The following is a 16730-nucleotide window of genomic DNA, read 5'->3' as shown; positions in this document are numbered from 1 at the left end:
CCCCCGCTTTCTCTTTAAACTGAGAGGCTGTTTTACCAGCCTCCTTTTGCTTATTTTAAGAATGTTTCGAAATGCTTATTAAAGTTTTTTAATATACACAAATGAACGAAGCCTCCGATATTAGGTTCATAATCCAGAAATTAAAGGAGTTTTATAAAATGAACACATTATTGGACTGGCTTAAACGTCCGTCTATTTCAAAAAAGCTGTTTTTAAGTTTTTTATTGGTTTTAACAATACCGATTTTGGTTTTATCCTACAGCGCCTATAATACGGCAGGAAGCTCCCTTGAAAATGAAATCATGAGAAGCGCGCGCGATAATGTCGACCAGTTAAATGAAATTATCGATCAAAACATCGGCAAAAAAGAACATGCGGTATCATATTTCAGCGATTGGGTGGATGAGAAGCTTTATAAAGAAAAAGGAAATGTGTCGCTGAAAGAAAAATTTGAGCAGTACGCCAAGCTGAATGAAGATGTGGAAGCCATCTACACTGGCTCAAAAGACGGTTTGTTCGTCCGCTATCCTGATGAAAAAATGTCAAGCGATTATAATCCGGTTGAAAGGAACTGGTATAAGAAAGCTGTTGAAAATAAAGGGAAAGTGATCGTGACAGATCCTTACCAGACAGCTTCGACAGGCACGATGGTCGTTACAATCGCCAAGCAAACGGCAGACGGCTCCGGCGTTGTCGCCGTCAACATGAAAATCGATGAACTGATTAAAGCGACCGAGCGCGTGAACATCGGAAAACAAGGGTTTGCGTTTATTTCAAGCAATGACAAAAAATATGTAGCCCACCCGTCAATTAAAGCTGGAACGGAAGGCGAAGGCGACTGGATCACACAAATGTACAGCAAAGAAAAAGGCGCTTTTAAATACACGTTTGAAGGCAAAGAAAAGCAAATGGCTTTCACAACCAATAAACAAACCGGCTGGAAAATCGGCGGAACGATGTTTACAGATGAAATATCAGAAAGTGCCCAGCCAGTTTTCAACATGGCGGTGATCATTTTAGCGGCAGCGATTGCGCTTGGGGGCATTCTCGTCTACTTTATTGTCCGCGGAATCAGCAAGCCTTTGAACCAGCTCGTTTCATCGGCGAAAAGCATCAGCAGCGGAGATCTGACACAGAAAATTGAAATACGTTCCAAAGACGAATTCGGGCAGCTCGGAAGTAGCTTTAATGAAATGGCTGAGTCTCTCAGATCGCTGATCAGCGTTATTCAAACATCCGTCGACAATGTGGCCTCTTCATCTGAAGAGCTCCACGCAAGCGCGGCGCAGACAAGCCAAGCGACCGAGCATATTACAATGGCGATCGAACAATTTTCTGACGGAAATGAAAGCCAGAAAGAAAAAGTGGAAGCAAGCTCACATCAGCTGAATGACATGAACAACGGACTAGCCGATATGTCCAAAACGTCAGCAGCCATTACCGATGCCTCATTAAAATCAACGGAAATTGCCGGAAAAGGAGAAGAACTTGTTCAAAAGACCGTCGGACAGATGAATTCAATCGATCGTTCTGTTAAGCAAGCGGAAGCGGTCGTCAAAGAGCTTGAAGGCAAATCAAAAGACATCACAAGTATTTTGCGCGTCATTAACGGGATCGCCGACCAAACGAACTTGCTTGCGCTGAATGCCGCGATCGAAGCGGCCCGCGCCGGAGAATCGGGCAGGGGTTTCTCAGTCGTCGCTGAAGAAGTACGGAAGCTGGCCGCCCAGTCAGCCGATTCGGCGAAAGAGATCGAAAACTTAATTCAAGAAATCGTCAGAGAAATTGCCAACTCTCTGAACATGTTTAAATCGGTCAACCATGAAGTGCAGTCAGGACTTCAAATTACCGATGAAACAGAGTCAAGCTTCAGGACAATATACGAAATGACAAATGATATCGCCGGTAAGCTGCAAACGATGAATGGCGCAGTCGAGCAGCTTTCGCGAGGATCACAAGAAGTATCAGGCGCTGTTGAAGAGATTGCAGACGTTTCCAGAGAAAGCTCCGCAAGCATTCAGGATATCGCCGCTTCAGCAGAGGAACAGCTTGCCTCAATGGAAGAGATCAGTGCCTCCTCGACAACATTGGCTGAACTGGCTGAAGAACTCCGTGATCTGACAAAGAAATTCAAGATTGAATAAAACCAAAACACCCAGATTTGATCTGGGTGTTTTTTAGCTGTTTTGTACTATAAAAAGTTAAAAAATGCATATAAAAACTTTTTAAATGAGCCGATATTAAAGATATAAAAGAAAAGGGGTCAACAAGACAATGCCAAAAATGATCAATTGGATGAAACATCCTTCGATTGCCAAAAAATTAATTCTATCATTCTTATTCATTTTAACTGTTCCTATCATTGTTCTTTCTTACAGCGCATATCAAACGGCCAGCAGCACCCTTGATACGGAAATCATAAGCAGTGCGCGTGAGAATGTTGAGCAGCTGAATGAAATCATCGACCAGAATATCAGCCAGAAAGCGAACGCAGCCTCCCATTTCAGCAGCTTAATGAAGGAGAGTACATACAAAGAGAAAGGAAACGCTTCTATCAAAGAAAAATTTGAGCAGTATGCCAAGCTTCATCCAGATGTCGAGGGTATTTTTACGGGGTCAAAAGACGGGGGGTTCGTCCGCTATCCATTTCAAGAAATGCCGAGCGACTATAATCCGGTTGAAAGAGATTGGTATAAGAAGGCTGTTGAACATCAAGGTGAAGTGGTCATCACAAATCCTTACAAGACGGCTTCAACCGGTACGATGGTCATTACGATCGCCAAGCAAAATGAGGACGGATCCGGCGTTGTGGCCATCAACATGAAAATCGATGAGCTGATTAAAGCGACCGAACGCGTCAAAATCGGCAAAAGTGGCTATGCTTTTATCACAAGTGCTGATAAAAAGTTCGTAGCCCATCCGAAAAATGAAGCGGGCTCAGATGTTGAAGGCAATTGGTCTGAAGAAGTATATGCCAAGGAAAAAGGCACATTTAAATATCAATTAGACGGCGAAAAGCAAATGGCTTTTGCCACAAACAAACAAACCGGCTGGAAAATCGGCGGAACGATGTATATTGATGAAGTCACAGAAGCTTCACAGCCCGTCCTTCATGCCGCTCTCATCACGCTGGTCATAAGCATCGTTCTGGGTCTCATCCTGATGGTCTTTATGATCAGATCAATCACAAGACCGTTAAGCGAGCTTGTTTCTTCAGCGAAAAATATCAGCGGCGGAGATCTGACGCAAAAGATCAATGTCCGCTCCAAAGATGAGCTGGGACAGCTTGGTACAAGCTTTAACGAAATGGCCGAGTCTCTGCGCTCTTTGATCAGCGTCATTCAGACATCTGTTGAAAATGTAGCCTCTTCATCAGAACAGCTGACGGCAAGCGCAGATCAGACAAGCAAGGCGACCGAGCATATTACATCGGCGATTGAGCAATTTTCAAACGGAAACGAAAGCCAAAATGAGAAAGTCGAAACAAGCGCCCAGCAGCTGACTGACATGAACAGCCGTTTGCTGGAAATGTCCAAAGTCTCTGCGGCAATTACAGAATCATCCGCTCAGTCAACGGACATTGCCGAAACAGGCGGAGAGCTGGTGCAAAAAACAGTCGGCCAAATGAACTCAATCGATCAATCAGTCAAACAGGCGGAATCCGTCGTTAAAGGACTTGAAGGCAAATCAAAAGATATCACGGCCATCCTGCGTGTCATCAACGGAATCGCAGATCAGACGAATTTGCTGGCGCTGAATGCCGCGATTGAAGCCGCAAGGGCCGGTGAAGCGGGGCGGGGATTTTCAGTTGTTGCTGAAGAAGTGCGCAAACTGGCAGAACAATCCGCATCATCTGCAAAAGAAATAGAAGGCCTCATTCAGGAAATCGTCAATGAAATCGGAAAATCGCTTGATATGTTCCAGAACGTCAACCGTGAAGTACAGTCTGGACTCAGCATCACTGATGAAACAGATACAAGCTTTAAACAAATTTATGATATGACAAACGAAATCGCAGGAAAGCTGCAGACGATGAATTCGGCTGTTGAACAGCTGTCGCAAGGGTCACAGGAAGTAGCCGGCGCAGTAGAAGAGATTGCCGATGTATCCAGAGAAAGCTCAGGCAGCATTCAGGATATCGCCGCCTCGGCGGAAGAACAGATGGCTTCCATGGAAGAGATCAGCTCATCCTCAGCAACACTCGAACAAATGGCAGAGGAGCTCCGCGATTTAACGAAAAAATTTAAAATCGACTAAACGAAAGGCTGCCGGCATTGCCCCCGGCGGCCCTTTATGTATGGGACGAAGGTCGGCATGTTTTATGGCTGAAAGGAAAGGGTATAGGTATAAACCGCCTTTTTGCTTTTTAAGCGGCTTCAGTTTATCGTACACTGATGGTATAGGAGGGATCACATGATGAGATTAGAAGGGAAGAAAGTTATTGCTCTCGTCAGCGAAGAATTTGAAGATTTAGAGCTCTGGTATCCGATTTTAAGGCTGAGGGAAGAAGGAGCGATCGTCCATTTAATCGGTGAACAAGCAGACCATGAATACAGGGGGAAATACGGCGTGCCTGCTGTCTCGGATTATGATATGAAAAACATAAACATCGATGAATACGATGCGGTTTTGGTTCCGGGCGGCTGGGCGCCTGACAAACTAAGAAGATATCCTGAAGTGCTTCAGATCATCCGCACGTTCAACGAAAAGCGCAAGCCGATCGGACAAATCTGCCATGCCGGATGGGTGCTGATTTCTGCCGGTATATTGGAAGGCAGAAAGGTGACGAGCACGCCGGGAATCAAGGATGACATGGAAAATGCCGGTGCCAAATGGGTGAATGAACCTGCAGTGGTTGACGGTCATATCGTCTCAAGCCGCCGCCCGCCCGACCTGCCAATCTATGTTAAAGCATTTGCCGATCTGTTGGCACAATATTAAGACGAAAGAGCCGCCCATTGATCGAAAGGGCGGCTCTTTCGTTTACTGCCGGTCGGCGGGAAAAACGAGGCCGATCTGTTGGCGCGCTTCATCCATGACCGCTAATGTGGTGAGAGAGCGTTCAAACGTATTATCAGACGATTCAATCCGGCCTTGTTTGATTAAATTGATAAATTCCTCTATTTCATAAAACATCGCCGGCTTTTCATCAGGAATTGTAATATCTTCGATGCTGCCATCGCGGAAGCGGATCTCGACTTTTTCAGGCCGGTGGATTTTATCGATGACAATTGAGCCGTCTTCTCCTTGAATTTCCGCCGGCATGTATGAGTTGGAAATTTTGGAGTGCATCAAGACGGCTTCATGCTCTTCATATGTTAAGAGCACCGTTCCTTCACCATCTGTTCCTGACTCAAGAATCAGCCCGTTCGCCTTGACTTCAAGCGGTTTCCCGAACAGAACGACCGCCGGATGAACGCAATAGACGCCGATGTCCATCAGAGAGCCGTTTGAAAAAGCGGGATTAAACGCATTTAAAACAGTGCCGTTTTTATAGGCGTCATAGCGTGAGGAATATTGGCAATAGCTGGCCGTCAAGCGGCGGATTTTTCCGATTCTCGGCAAATGGCGGATGATGTTTTTAAAATTCGGGAGAAACGTGGTTTTCATGGCTTCCATAAAAGCAACCCGGTGAGCCTGAGCGGTTTTCACCATTTCCTCAGCCTCTCTTGTATGAGATGCCAGCGGTTTTTCGCATAAAACGTGCTTTCCGTTTTTCATCAATGCAACCGCTTGTTCTTTATGTAAAGAGTTGGGGCTTGCGATGTAAACAGCATCAATACAATCGCTTTTTGCCATGTCTTCAATATGAGTAAAAACAGCTGTGACTCCGTATTTTTGTGCGAATTCCCGGCCGCGCTCCTCCGTCCTTGAATACACGGCGGCTAATTGAAAATCGTCCGTCATTCCGGCTGCTTCAAGAAAGCGGTCTGTAATCCAATTCGTTCCCACTACACCGAACCGTACCATGTTTCATTTCCCCCTTCGCAATGATATATGAATATTATACCGTGTTTTGTTCTGAGGCAGGAAGACAAAAGTCAGAGACCTCGATCGTATCGTATATCATCACCGAATGAAAAAGCGGAAAAAAAGACCAAAAAGCGCGGTTTTTATTTTTCAGTACAGGAGTAATAGTGTACAATTTATAAAAAGACACGTTTTGGAGGAACGCCATGGACTCTTTGCATATGTGGGGCGGCAGATTTAAAAGGTTTTTTTTAGACAATAAATTTGTGTTGTTTTTGCTTGTCCTGCTGCTCATCGGATTAAACATACTCGTATTTACACAAGCATCATTTATCTTCACTCCTGTTATTGTTCTCATTGAGACAGTCGCTTTGCCGATTGTACTGACTGGCGTTGTCTATTATCTGCTAAATCCGATTGTTGATTTTTTAGAACGGAAAAAAGTGAAAAGAATTTATTCAATTCTTCTTCTCTACATTGTGATAATCGGTCTGATTACCATCTCGATCGTCTCGGTTATCCCATTGCTGAGGGAACAGATTATGAGCCTCGTCGACAATTTTCCAAGGTATGTCCATATTGTCGAGGATCAAATCAAACAGATGATCGGAAGCCGGTTTTTCAATCAGGTTCAGCAGACGCTGAACATTAACCTGACAGATTTGGCCGGCAGAATATCTGATCAGGCGACAACCATTTTAAACAGTACGTTTACAGGTGTGGGAACTTTTATAGGGGCCGTTACAGAAGTCGTGATTTCAATTGTGACCGTGCCTTTCGTCCTTTTTTACTTGCTGAAGGACGGCAAAAAGCTGCCATTGTTTATTTTAAAATTTGTCCCTGTCCGTTTAAGAGAACAGACGTATGTCGTCATGTCTGAGATGAATAACCGTTTAAGTTCATATATCAGGGGACAGATCATCGTCAGCTTTTGCATCGGCTGTCTTTTATTTATCGGATATATGATCATCGGTCTTGAATATGCCTCTCTTTTAGCGCTTGTTGCCGCTTGTACGAGCATCGTGCCGTATCTCGGACCGACGATTGCAATCACGCCGGCGATTATTATCGCTTTGGTTACATCTCCATTTATGCTTGTGAAGCTGATCATTGTCTGGACCGTTGTTCAGCTGTTTGAAGGCAAATTTATTTCACCGCAGATCATGGGGAAAAATCTGCATATCCATCCGGTGACGATCATCTTTGTTTTATTAACGGCCGCCAAGCTGTTCGGCGTCATCGGAGTCATTCTCGCCATTCCCGGGTACGCTGTCATCAAAGTCGTTGTCATTCACTTGTTTGAATGGTTTAAACAGCGTTCACACCTTTATGACAGAACAGGAGAAGACAGGTCATAATTCACCTGCATAAACCGATTCTAACTAAATATAAATAGGTGATAAGAGGACAAGTTTTAATTTCGCACCAAGAAGCGTGCCAAGTGAAGGGAATGACATATGAATATTTGGGATATCATGGTGGCCGTCATTTTAGGAATAGTTGAAGGGCTGACTGAATATGCGCCCGTCTCATCAACAGGGCATATGATCATTGTGGATGACCTGCTGCTGAAATCAAAAGAGCTGCTTACACCGGAAGCGGCAAATACTTTTAAAGTTGTCATCCAGCTCGGTTCGATTCTTGCCGTGGCCATCGTTTTCAAAGATCGGATACTCAATTTGCTTGGAATGAAGAAAAACATCACGGAAGCGCAGAAACAAGGAAGCCGTCTATCGCTCGCCCAAATCGCGGTCGGGCTCGTTCCCGCCGCAGTGCTTGGATTTTTATTTGAAGATTACATTGACCAATACCTGTTCTCCGTCCGTACTGTAGCGATCGGGCTCATCGCCGGAGCGGTCTTGATGCTGGTCGCTGACTGGGTTAACAAGCGAAATGATACGACAGACTCAGTTGACCAGATGACATACAAACAGGCGCTCGGCATGGGGCTGTTTCAATGTTTGGCGCTGTGGCCAGGATTTTCCCGGTCAGGCTCGACGATTTCGGGCGGCGTCATTCTCGGGTTAAATCACAGGGCAGCCGCGGACTTCACATTCATCATGGCCATTCCGATCATGATGGGAGCAAGCCTGCTTTCTTTGATTAAAAACTGGGCATTCCTTAGTGCAGATCTTTTTCCGTTTTTTATTGCGGGATTTATCAGCGCTTTTATCGTAGCTCTTTTTGTCGTTCGTTTCTTTCTCAGATTGATCAATAAAATTAAACTTGTTCCGTTTGCAATCTATCGGATCATTTTAGGAATTCTCCTGTTCATTTTGTTTCTTTAAAACCGATTTTCTTTGGAAATCGGTTTTTGTATGGGTAAATAGATTGATATTCTATTATTTCCCACTGTAAAACACCCTCCAAGCTTACTATACTAGTAAGAGGGAGGAGATATGAAATGTTTGTTATTGTACTTGTATTGTTTATATTAGGCTTGGTACCTATTTTATATAAAGCGAATCACAACACGAGAGATGTAAAAGTCAACACGATTTCGATCGATCGGACAAAAGCACAACCTTTCAGGAAGAAGCTGAATATACTTCACCTTTCAGATCTTCATTTAGAAAACATTTCGATTTCACCGAAACAGATTCTTGACCTTGCAGATCAGAAACAAGTGGATCTCATTGCTTTAACAGGAGATTTTCTTGACCGAAAACGAAACATTCCAAAGCTAGTTCACTACTTGAAAGCCTTGCGGCAGCTTAACCCGACATACGGAATGTATGCCGTGTTCGGAAACCATGACTACGTACTGAAAGGCGAACACTTTCAAAAACTTAAAAGTGTTTTAGAGGAAAACAGATGTGTCACTCTGCAGAACAAGCATGTTTCCATTGAAGTGGAAGGCGGGACATTAAACATTATCGGCATTGATGACCACAGTACGAAAAGAAGCAATGTCACAGATTCTTATGAAGGATTGAAAGACGGCTACAATCTCGTCTTGACGCATGATCCGAATGTTGTGCTCGATATGAAGGAATTTCACTTTGACTATCTCCTGTCAGGACATTTTCACGGAGGACAGATTCATTGGCCGAAGCCTTATCATCTTGTGAAGATGGGAAAGCTTGTGCGAATGAATATGATCAAAGGACTTCATTATCATCATGACAAACCGTTTTATATCAGTGAGGGATTGGGTCAGACCGGAGCCAACATTCGCATCGGAAGCCGGCCTGAAGTGACATTCCATCATATTTCATAAAAAAGAGGCTGCTGCTGTATGACGCGCATCAGTCTCTTTTTTTTTATTTCGGAAGATAGGAATTGAACAATTTTTCTTTCGAGATAAACAAATATTGAGAAGGCGGGATTTTACGAAGAGAAAATTGCTTTGTTGTTAAATATAAAATCGGTATTTGAGTCAGCTTCTTGAATATTCTGTAAAACTGGCTTGCAGGCTCAACCGCTTCAAAGCCGAGTCTTTCAACACCTTTATGCAGTGTTGTAATCCCGATAATCCCTTTGATTTGATCTGTCTGCTGATGATTTCTTACATATTCCGCTAAGATCGGCATCGAAACAAAAGCCTTTTGATAAGTGAGAATACCCCTTCTGACAGCGCTCTCAATATTTTGAAGCTCTTTGATCAGTTTAATATTATGCAGATGAATTTTGATGAGAACATCGTTCTTTTTAATAACCGTTCCATCGCTTAATACCACATCGATCCCTTTATACTTCGTCAAACGGACGCGAAAAATGCTTGAGTGCGTTTTATCGATGAGTGTCAGTCTTGAAAAAAAATAATAAAACGGGTCAATCACGCTCCAAATTGACAAAAAACAGCTTCTCAAGTCGTCACCTTCCTTTTATTTCAAAAATTCACTTATATTTTGGCTGGATTATTTAAAAATATAAATGGAAAACATTTTTCTTCTCGAATGGAGGATAGAGATGACAACGATTCTGATATTTCCTTTTCTTAGCATTTCAACCGGTCATCATCATGTTGCCGATTCGCTTCAGGCAGAACTGATCCTGAAATCTCACCGCTGTGAAAAAATTGATATTTTTTCTCATGCCTATCGGCGGCTCGAAAAAGTTTCCTCCGCGGCATATTTAAAGTGGATTCAATATTTTCCGAAAATATACAGCTCCGTCTATCACCTTCTTGCTTGCGGCAGCCATGAAACAAAAAAGCGCTACATCATGTATGAACTGATCTTTTTAAAAAACATGCAGCAGATCATTGAAGAAAAAAAACCGGATATCGTGTTTTGCACGCATGCATTGCCTTCCTATTTATTGAACAAGCTAAAAGCCCAATATCCAGGTATGAAAGTCGTCAATGTCTACACCGATTTCTTCGTAAACCAAATCTGGGGAAGAGAGCATATTGATTATCACTTTGCACCGATCAAAGATATTAAAGAACAGCTGATCGCTGAAGGAGTTGCTGAAGAGAAGATTTTTCTAACCGGGATACCGGTTCACCGCTCTTATAAAACGGCAGAAAAATCCGTCCGGGATGAGCAAAACAAACCATTGTACAACATGGTGATCACCGGCGGCAGCATGGGGGTGGGCGGCATCTTTAAGCTCGTTCGGGCGCTCTCGCCTGAAGGAGATGTCGTATACCAAATATTATGCGGGAAAAACCGAAAGCTCTACCGTTATGTCAAAAGTTTGAACAATCCTTTGATTAAAGCCCTTCCTTACATTGAAAACAAAGCTGAGATGAACCGCCTATACGCACAGGCCTCAGGAATTATCACAAAGCCCGGCGGTGTCACGATCAGCGAATGCATTGAAAAACAGCTGCCTGCCTTCATTTATCATGCACTGCCAGGGCAAGAGGAAATGAATTTAAACATGCTGAAGAAAAGAAATCTAATCATCGAATTAAAGCATCAAAAAGAACAGCCGATTGAAGAACAGCTGCTAGCCTTTTTGCGCTCCAAAGAAGGTCTTAGCCGCTATCAGACCAATGTCAATCAATATTTGCAAGAAAAGTCAGACTTGGATATCAGTGAAATACTCGACAGGATGATTCATAACCGGTTAGATTTGGGGAATGCTCACGTATAAGAAAGGAGAAAGACCCATGACATCTGAGAGTCAGAAGAAATCTGTCATCATGCTGCTGATCGATTCTTTGATGGACGAGCCTTTGAAAGAAGCCGTTAAAAGCGGACAAGCTCCGGCCCTGCAATTTTTGCTTGAAAACGGACGTTATGTACCGGAGGTTGTCAGCCCGTTTCCGACCATGTCGGTCAATGTTGACAGCACATTGCTGACAGGGGTCAACAGTGACAAGCATAAAGTGCCGGGGCTTGTATGGTACAACAAAGAGGAGAACCGGATCATCAATTATGGAAGCCATATTAGAGAACTGCTGAAATTAGGGATCAAACAATCTTCAAAAGACGTCTTTTACAATTTGAATCAGGTCCATTTAAGCAAACAGGTGAAAACACTTCATGAAGAGCTGGCTGAGAAAGGGCATGAAACGTGCTCAATCAATGCGCTCATGCACAGGGGAAGCCAGGACGGCTATTTGCATGTTCCAATGCTTTTCTCATGGATTATGGGGCTGAATCAGAAACTGAAAATCGATGCTCCTCAGCTGTTTTCATACGGCGGTTTTTCTAAATTAAGTTCTGCTAACCTCTCTCTTTTAAAAAAATTCGGTTTTAATGATCGATTTTCGGTCCATGAATTGAACCATCTGATCAAGTCGAATCTTGTTCCTCCGCTTGCCCTCGTCTATTTTCCCGATCTCGATCAGCATGTTCATAAACACGGAAGGTTCGATGTGAAGGGGGTGGCTAAAGCCGACAGGCATGTGCAAAGGATTTTAAACAGCTTTCAGTCATGGGAAGAGGCATTAAAACATCATATTTGGATCACTTTAGGGGATAATGGACAGGCATGGATCAGCCAACATAAAAAAGAAGCATTGATTGATTTAAGAGGCCTTTTGGATTCATATCAAATCGTCAAATTAAAACGAGGGGTTAAGCCCGATGATCAAATCGTTCTCGCCGTCAATGAAAGAATGGCTTTTGTCTACCCTCTCGATAAAGCAAAGATTCCGCTGAATCAGATAGCGGATGTTCTGAATAAAGACGAGAGAATCGATATTATCAGCTGGAAAAATGAAATGAATGCAATTGAGGTCACGTCGGGCGGACGGGAAGGGAAGCTTACATTTAAACCCGGCGGCGCTGCCACAGATGAATATGGGCAATCATGGACACTGGAAGGGGATATCCGGCTTTTGGACTTAACAGTCAATAAGAACAAAATTGCCTGCGGTCAGTTCCCGGATGCCCTGGAAAGGCTCTACACATCATTCTTTTCCCATAAAGGCGATTATTTGATCGTCAATGCGAAGCCAGGATACGAATTTATCGGCGAGGGCTCGCCGACACACGTTGGCGGCGCAAGCCACGGAGCTTTGCACAAACAGGATTCTCTCATACCGATGATCATAACCGGAACCGACTCGGCACCGAAATATAAACGGCTCATCGATGTGAAGGAATGGATCGTCGATCTGGTTGAATCACAAAGCGGGGAATAAGGTTTTCCCCGCTTTTTCATCCCTTTTTATTCCGGCTGCCTGATGCTTTTAATAAATGCTGCAAGAGCTGCCGCAGCCATTATAAATAAAGAAACCATTTTAATGATCGTCTGAAGCAGCGGGCTCTCAACGATGATATTGGAGTGAACACATAATGCCAAAATAAATAGGGCGATGCATAATCCGTATTTCTCCATCATGGCTGGATTCTCCTTTCTGACTGTTATCCTCCAAAGAACAAGTCAAGAATGTTTCCGGCAGTCGAAGCTTTTTTATTGTACAGCTCCGAATACCCGCAGTTTTTGCAATATACGACGAGAAAACGGTTATTCTGCACGTCAAACACTTTGGAGAGACCGGTTCCGGTCGTTGCAATTTCTTTCTGTCCTGCATCCGTGCTACCGCACTTGATGCACCCTTTATGATCACGCATGGGGCTTTTCTCCTTTCACTGTGTCAATCGAATATTTCCATTATACTGTAATTTTCTTCGAAAGAAAATATTTCTCAGGAAATGATTTGAAGCGGTGTGTCGGCTGAACTTGAAATCGATTTTCTGCTTTGTGAAAGTGAAAAACATGTCTTTTGCTATCTTGACACGACTAAGAATAAGACCCCATTGGGAGTGATGAGGGAGTATAGGGCTAATTCTTTTTCCTTAGAAAATAGACTGATCAGCTCGTATATTTCATGTTTTCACACAAAAAACGATTCATTTAACCTATTCATTCAAATAGGACCTTCCTGTAATATTATTATATTACAATATAATCCACTAGAGGAAAATAGTTTTTATTGACTAGTAGAATGGAAAGGGGACACTGCCGTGAGTGAAAGTTTTTGGGACTCAGCAGGTAACTTTTTGCACATTTCTTACACTGAAAATGAACGTAAACGGGATGATTATAAAAATTTATACGACTTTTTATCTGATAAAGAAAGTGAAGTTAAAACAAAATTATCAGATGCAAAAGCGACAAAAAAAGCTTATAAAACAAACAATCTCCCGGATATGAAAATCCCTTCTCATGAATTTGAAAATGCGCGCCATGAAAAGGATGCCGACCTAAAGGATTTGATCAAGCATTTTGACGATATGCTCGATGATATTCAAAGCGCAAAAACGAAGGCCAAAAGCAAATGGGAGCATTATAAAGCAAAAGCAGAAGCTGAAGAGAAAAAGGCGTAGAGGAGGGGCAGCTAACACGATGGACGGATACGGATATTACAACTATCATACGGCCGAGTCGAAAGTAAGCGGAGAAGCTGTGAAATTGTCCCATAATGGAACGATTAAGGCGCTTTCCCATGCAAAAGCAATCGAAAAACACGTCAGTGACTCGCTAAACAAGGCAAAAGAATTAAAGTTATATGTCGAAAGCGGAAAATGGAGCGGGAAAACGCGCGATGCTTTCCTCAGTTATCTTGAATTGATCATTGATTTAAATGCAGATATGAAAGATGCATTGGAAGATCATACATCTGCGCTGAACGCGTTAGAGAAAAGCATCGACGATTTCTCTAAGCTCAGCGAAGTGAAAGAAATTCAAAACCTATAACATGGAAGGGGAACGACATGCTGGTGAAAATAGATACGCTCACAGCGGCGGAACTTTATGTTTTAGCCGGAGCGGCCGGGGTATCCTACATATTCGGCCTACCCGAACGCGAACAGCTCGCTTTGACCGAGCCTGACTGTGCGGTGAAAGCTTTGGATGGCCTGATCGAAAAAGGAATCCTTACAAAAGAAGGCAAGCTGACCCGTGCTGCTTTTTTCATGACGGAAATGCTGAAACAATATCAAGAAAGCAAAGAATATGTACGCTTCAATAATGTCATGTGCGCCTTTCTTCCAGACGACGAAGAGCGCGTCATCGTTCTTACGGAAATAGGCCCGGGCAAAGTCTACACATTTGACTATCTGGAAAAACGGGAAGTTTATTTGTCGCTCATTTCAAAAGTTTCCTTTTTAATGAGAGAGCCGCGGGAAAAAGACCGGACCTTTTTGACAAAACCGATGAATCCCGGCGAAAAAGCGGAAGTAAGGGCGATGGACCTTGACGAAAAAGAGATCCTGGCTGTTGAAACATTCAGGTTTTCTGCAGTTCAAAGTCTGACAGACCCCGGTTTTCAGACAACCAACTTGTATTTCACAAAGGGTGAAGACTTTATCTGCGTTGATCCGTTAAATGACCGATACGAATGGATCAGTCTCTACATCATGAACAACCGGATTTATGATGCGCTACATATTAATTTCAGAGCAGGGAGGGCGATGGTATGAATGCCGAAGGCGGAGCAGGAGGCGGCGGCACAAACATACACGTTGAGTTTGAAGAAATGATCACCATTTCAAATAAACTGAAAAACATTTGTGAGATTTACATAGAGGGAGTCCAGCCGGAAATTAAAAAACTCGCAGAGTCTGATTTTTATAAAGCTGGCAAAGCCCTGAAAACGGTTGAAAGCTACCCGGAAATCCTCGGAAAAACGATGGAGCTGTTTGATAATTACTCGATGGCCGCCCAGATTGTCAACTATGCGATGGAAAAAATGTATGAAACAGATAAGGAGCTCCAAAAACTCTACCAGATCCAGAAATAGAAACGAGGCGATCATCTGATGGATGTGAAATTCAGCCCGGAAGAATGGCAAGGCATGAAAGACGGCCTGGATGCGTTAACGGGCGGAAAGTACGGAGGGGGAGCGAAATCAAGCCTTTTAAAGCTCAATGACCTCTTGGAAGATATCGAATCTAAAATAAAAGACAAAGACAGTGACAGAGCGATCGGCTTTAGCCATTCCAGCAAAAAAAGCAAGATCGATGAGCTGTTCAAGGATTATCAGAAACTGTCTGACTTTTGTCTGAAAGCCGGCAGTTTAGTAGCAGACCACATTGACGATCCTTTCCACAAAAAAATGGACGCTTTTGCGGATAAGATGGAAGCCATGTCCATCCGCAACTACAAGACAAAAAACCGCATCGGCTCCAAAGAGACAACCTATGTCGGCTACGGCATGAACAAGCAGGCCGTCCAAGAGGACAAAAGGGAAATTACCGTGGACGATATTTTCAAAGATTCAAAAGCGTTTGACCATGTGCTGAATGAAGAATATAAAGCATTTAAGGCAGAACACCCGGAAATCGAATTGACCTATGAAGACTACTCCAAAGCAATCGTTTCCGCCCGCGGCTTTGAGTACGAATCGATCACAGACGTCCAAAAGGGTCAGGAATTGTGGCGTGATCTGATCCTTGGCGGCGGCGTTGTCGTGCTTACGATCTTTTGCGCGCCGGCCGGCTTCTATGCCGGAGCAGCAGTCGGCGGGCTTTCCGTCTCCAACTCAGTGACGGGACAAGACTGGGGGACGCGACGAAAACTGTCAACAGATGAACAGGTAATCAGCGGCATAACCGGCACTCTAGAGGTCATTCCAGGGCTGAGCGGAGCCAAAGCCCTCCAAGGCTCGGCAACAATCGGCAAAGTATCAGGCAAAACGGAACATGTGATACAATCATTTAAAGAAAGCAGCTCGATCTGGACAAACCGCATGCGGGCGGGCGGACTGAAAGCGCAAGACAAACTCAATGACGCAGGCTTCGCTATCAAAAAACAGTTCGCCAAAAGCACAGACGCCCTCACCGACATCGCCCGCGGCGCAGAAGCCCAGGGCAGCGTCCTCGCCCGCAAAGGCACCGACTTCCATGGAAGCGTCAACGACGCCCACAAAGCATCGAAATCGAAGATACAGGATTCGATTTCGAGGATTGAGCGGGAGATTGAGGCTGGGAGAGGTGTTGGGAAAGGAACTAGTGAGTCGAGTGTTTCGGGTAATTCCAAAGTATATAACAAAGTTCCTAATGATTTATATGCGTATTTACAATATAAAAAAGAATTATTAAAGGACGATATCATTAGCAATTCAAATAAAATTATTAATGGAGCCGATTTGTGGGATCAAAAAGCAGTTGATATATTGACTAAGGATGGTTCCAATATCAGCGACTGGTGGAAAATGGAATCAAGATACTCATACCAAACAGAATTTGGAGAAGGGAAGATTCATTTCTATCAAAATTTTAAGACTGGTGAAATAAGTTCATTTGATAGTAAACTTAAAGTACCAAAACCAAGAGATCTTAGGAAAGACCAGAAAGATTTATTTTGGATCGTAGATTTAGATGAAAATTTTGTACCTGCTAAAATGAGGTGAA

The 16730-nt window shown here is 43.5% G+C and carries 17 protein-coding genes; 13 read left to right on the top strand and 4 right to left on the bottom strand.

What is annotated here, in order from left to right; all coding sequences use genetic code 11:
• Window positions 1-101: 101 nt before the first annotated feature.
• The 3 genes from tlpB (RBH91_RS17450) (at window position 102) to RBH91_RS17440 (ending at window position 4941) form a co-directional block, all read left to right on the top strand.
• Window positions 102-2144 carry a methyl-accepting chemotaxis protein gene (gene tlpB / locus RBH91_RS17450; RefSeq protein WP_449727718.1) on the top strand — a complete coding sequence of 681 codons (2043 nt, stop codon included), beginning with the start codon at window positions 102-104 and terminating at the stop codon, window positions 2142-2144.
• A 130-nt stretch (window positions 2145-2274) separates the two neighbouring features.
• Window positions 2275-4257 carry a methyl-accepting chemotaxis protein gene (tlpB, locus tag RBH91_RS17445; protein WP_307892349.1) on the top strand — a complete coding sequence of 661 codons (1983 nt, stop codon included), beginning with the start codon at window positions 2275-2277 and terminating at the stop codon, window positions 4255-4257.
• 159 nt (window positions 4258-4416) lie between these two features.
• Complete coding sequence (locus RBH91_RS17440; protein WP_307894784.1) at window positions 4417-4941, top strand: type 1 glutamine amidotransferase domain-containing protein; 525 nt, start codon at window positions 4417-4419, stop codon at window positions 4939-4941.
• Between the two features lie 42 nt (window positions 4942-4983).
• On the opposite strand, the gene RBH91_RS17435 is transcribed toward RBH91_RS17440, so the two are convergent.
• On the bottom strand, window positions 4984-5970 hold the full coding sequence (locus tag RBH91_RS17435; protein WP_076762129.1) for a Gfo/Idh/MocA family protein: 987 nt from the start codon (window positions 5968-5970) through the stop codon (window positions 4984-4986).
• A 206-nt stretch (window positions 5971-6176) separates the two neighbouring features.
• On the opposite strand from RBH91_RS17435, the gene RBH91_RS17430 reads away from it, so the two are divergent.
• The 3 genes from RBH91_RS17430 (at window position 6177) to RBH91_RS17420 (ending at window position 9190) form a co-directional block, all read left to right on the top strand.
• Window positions 6177-7328: an AI-2E family transporter gene (locus RBH91_RS17430; RefSeq protein WP_076762128.1), complete on the top strand. Its 1152-nt coding sequence runs from the start codon at window positions 6177-6179 to the stop codon at window positions 7326-7328.
• Between the two features lie 99 nt (window positions 7329-7427).
• Window positions 7428-8258 carry an undecaprenyl-diphosphate phosphatase gene (locus tag RBH91_RS17425; protein WP_307892348.1) on the top strand — a complete coding sequence of 277 codons (831 nt, stop codon included), beginning with the start codon at window positions 7428-7430 and terminating at the stop codon, window positions 8256-8258.
• 116 nt (window positions 8259-8374) lie between these two features.
• Window positions 8375-9190 (top strand): metallophosphoesterase, encoded by an 816-nt coding sequence (locus RBH91_RS17420; protein WP_307892347.1) that lies wholly within the window; start codon window positions 8375-8377, stop codon window positions 9188-9190.
• A gap of 43 nt (window positions 9191-9233) precedes the next feature.
• Here the strand turns inward: RBH91_RS17420 and RBH91_RS17415 are convergent, their stop codons facing one another.
• Window positions 9234-9782, bottom strand: coding sequence for a YkoP family protein (locus RBH91_RS17415; protein WP_076762125.1), 549 nt, complete (start codon window positions 9780-9782; stop codon window positions 9234-9236).
• Between the two features lie 100 nt (window positions 9783-9882).
• Between RBH91_RS17415 and RBH91_RS17410 the strand changes: the two genes are divergently transcribed.
• Both RBH91_RS17410 and RBH91_RS17405 read left to right on the top strand, forming a co-directional pair.
• The gene (locus RBH91_RS17410; protein ID WP_307892346.1) at window positions 9883-11016 is read left to right on the top strand and encodes an MGDG synthase family glycosyltransferase; all 1134 of its coding nucleotides are present in this window, start codon (window positions 9883-9885) and stop codon (window positions 11014-11016) included.
• 16 nt (window positions 11017-11032) lie between these two features.
• Window positions 11033-12514: an alkaline phosphatase family protein gene (locus tag RBH91_RS17405; protein ID WP_307892345.1), complete on the top strand. Its 1482-nt coding sequence runs from the start codon at window positions 11033-11035 to the stop codon at window positions 12512-12514.
• A gap of 26 nt (window positions 12515-12540) precedes the next feature.
• On the opposite strand, the gene RBH91_RS17400 is transcribed toward RBH91_RS17405, so the two are convergent.
• The gene (locus RBH91_RS17400) at window positions 12541-12714 is read right to left on the bottom strand and encodes a hypothetical protein (RefSeq protein WP_164470251.1); all 174 of its coding nucleotides are present in this window, start codon (window positions 12712-12714) and stop codon (window positions 12541-12543) included.
• A 23-nt stretch (window positions 12715-12737) separates the two neighbouring features.
• Window positions 12738-12947, bottom strand: coding sequence for a zinc ribbon domain-containing protein (locus RBH91_RS17395; RefSeq protein ID WP_148956389.1), 210 nt, complete (start codon window positions 12945-12947; stop codon window positions 12738-12740).
• A 393-nt stretch (window positions 12948-13340) separates the two neighbouring features.
• Between RBH91_RS17395 and RBH91_RS17390 the strand changes: the two genes are divergently transcribed.
• From RBH91_RS17390 to RBH91_RS17370, 5 genes are read left to right on the top strand one after another with little or no spacing between them, the layout of a single operon-like run.
• Window positions 13341-13703 carry a hypothetical protein gene (locus RBH91_RS17390; protein WP_076762121.1) on the top strand — a complete coding sequence of 121 codons (363 nt, stop codon included), beginning with the start codon at window positions 13341-13343 and terminating at the stop codon, window positions 13701-13703.
• 19 nt (window positions 13704-13722) lie between these two features.
• On the top strand, window positions 13723-14073 hold the full coding sequence (locus RBH91_RS17385; protein WP_307892344.1) for a WXG100 family type VII secretion target: 351 nt from the start codon (window positions 13723-13725) through the stop codon (window positions 14071-14073).
• 17 nt (window positions 14074-14090) lie between these two features.
• Window positions 14091-14798, top strand: coding sequence for a DUF5081 family protein (locus RBH91_RS17380; protein ID WP_307892343.1), 708 nt, complete (start codon window positions 14091-14093; stop codon window positions 14796-14798).
• The gene (locus tag RBH91_RS17375) at window positions 14795-15118 is read left to right on the top strand and encodes a hypothetical protein (protein WP_307892342.1); all 324 of its coding nucleotides are present in this window, start codon (window positions 14795-14797) and stop codon (window positions 15116-15118) included. Before RBH91_RS17380 ends, RBH91_RS17375 begins: the two co-directional genes overlap by 4 nt.
• Before the next feature lie 18 nt (window positions 15119-15136).
• Window positions 15137-16729 (top strand): hypothetical protein, encoded by a 1593-nt coding sequence (locus RBH91_RS17370; protein WP_307892341.1) that lies wholly within the window; start codon window positions 15137-15139, stop codon window positions 16727-16729.
• The last annotated feature ends 1 nt before the right edge of the window (window position 16730 follow it).

The organism is Bacillus swezeyi (genome assembly GCF_030908325.1).
Lineage (GTDB): Bacteria > Bacillota > Bacilli > Bacillales > Bacillaceae > Bacillus > Bacillus swezeyi.
Note: the sequence above shows the minus strand (reverse complement) of the source record. Positions and strands in the feature narration are given on the sequence as shown.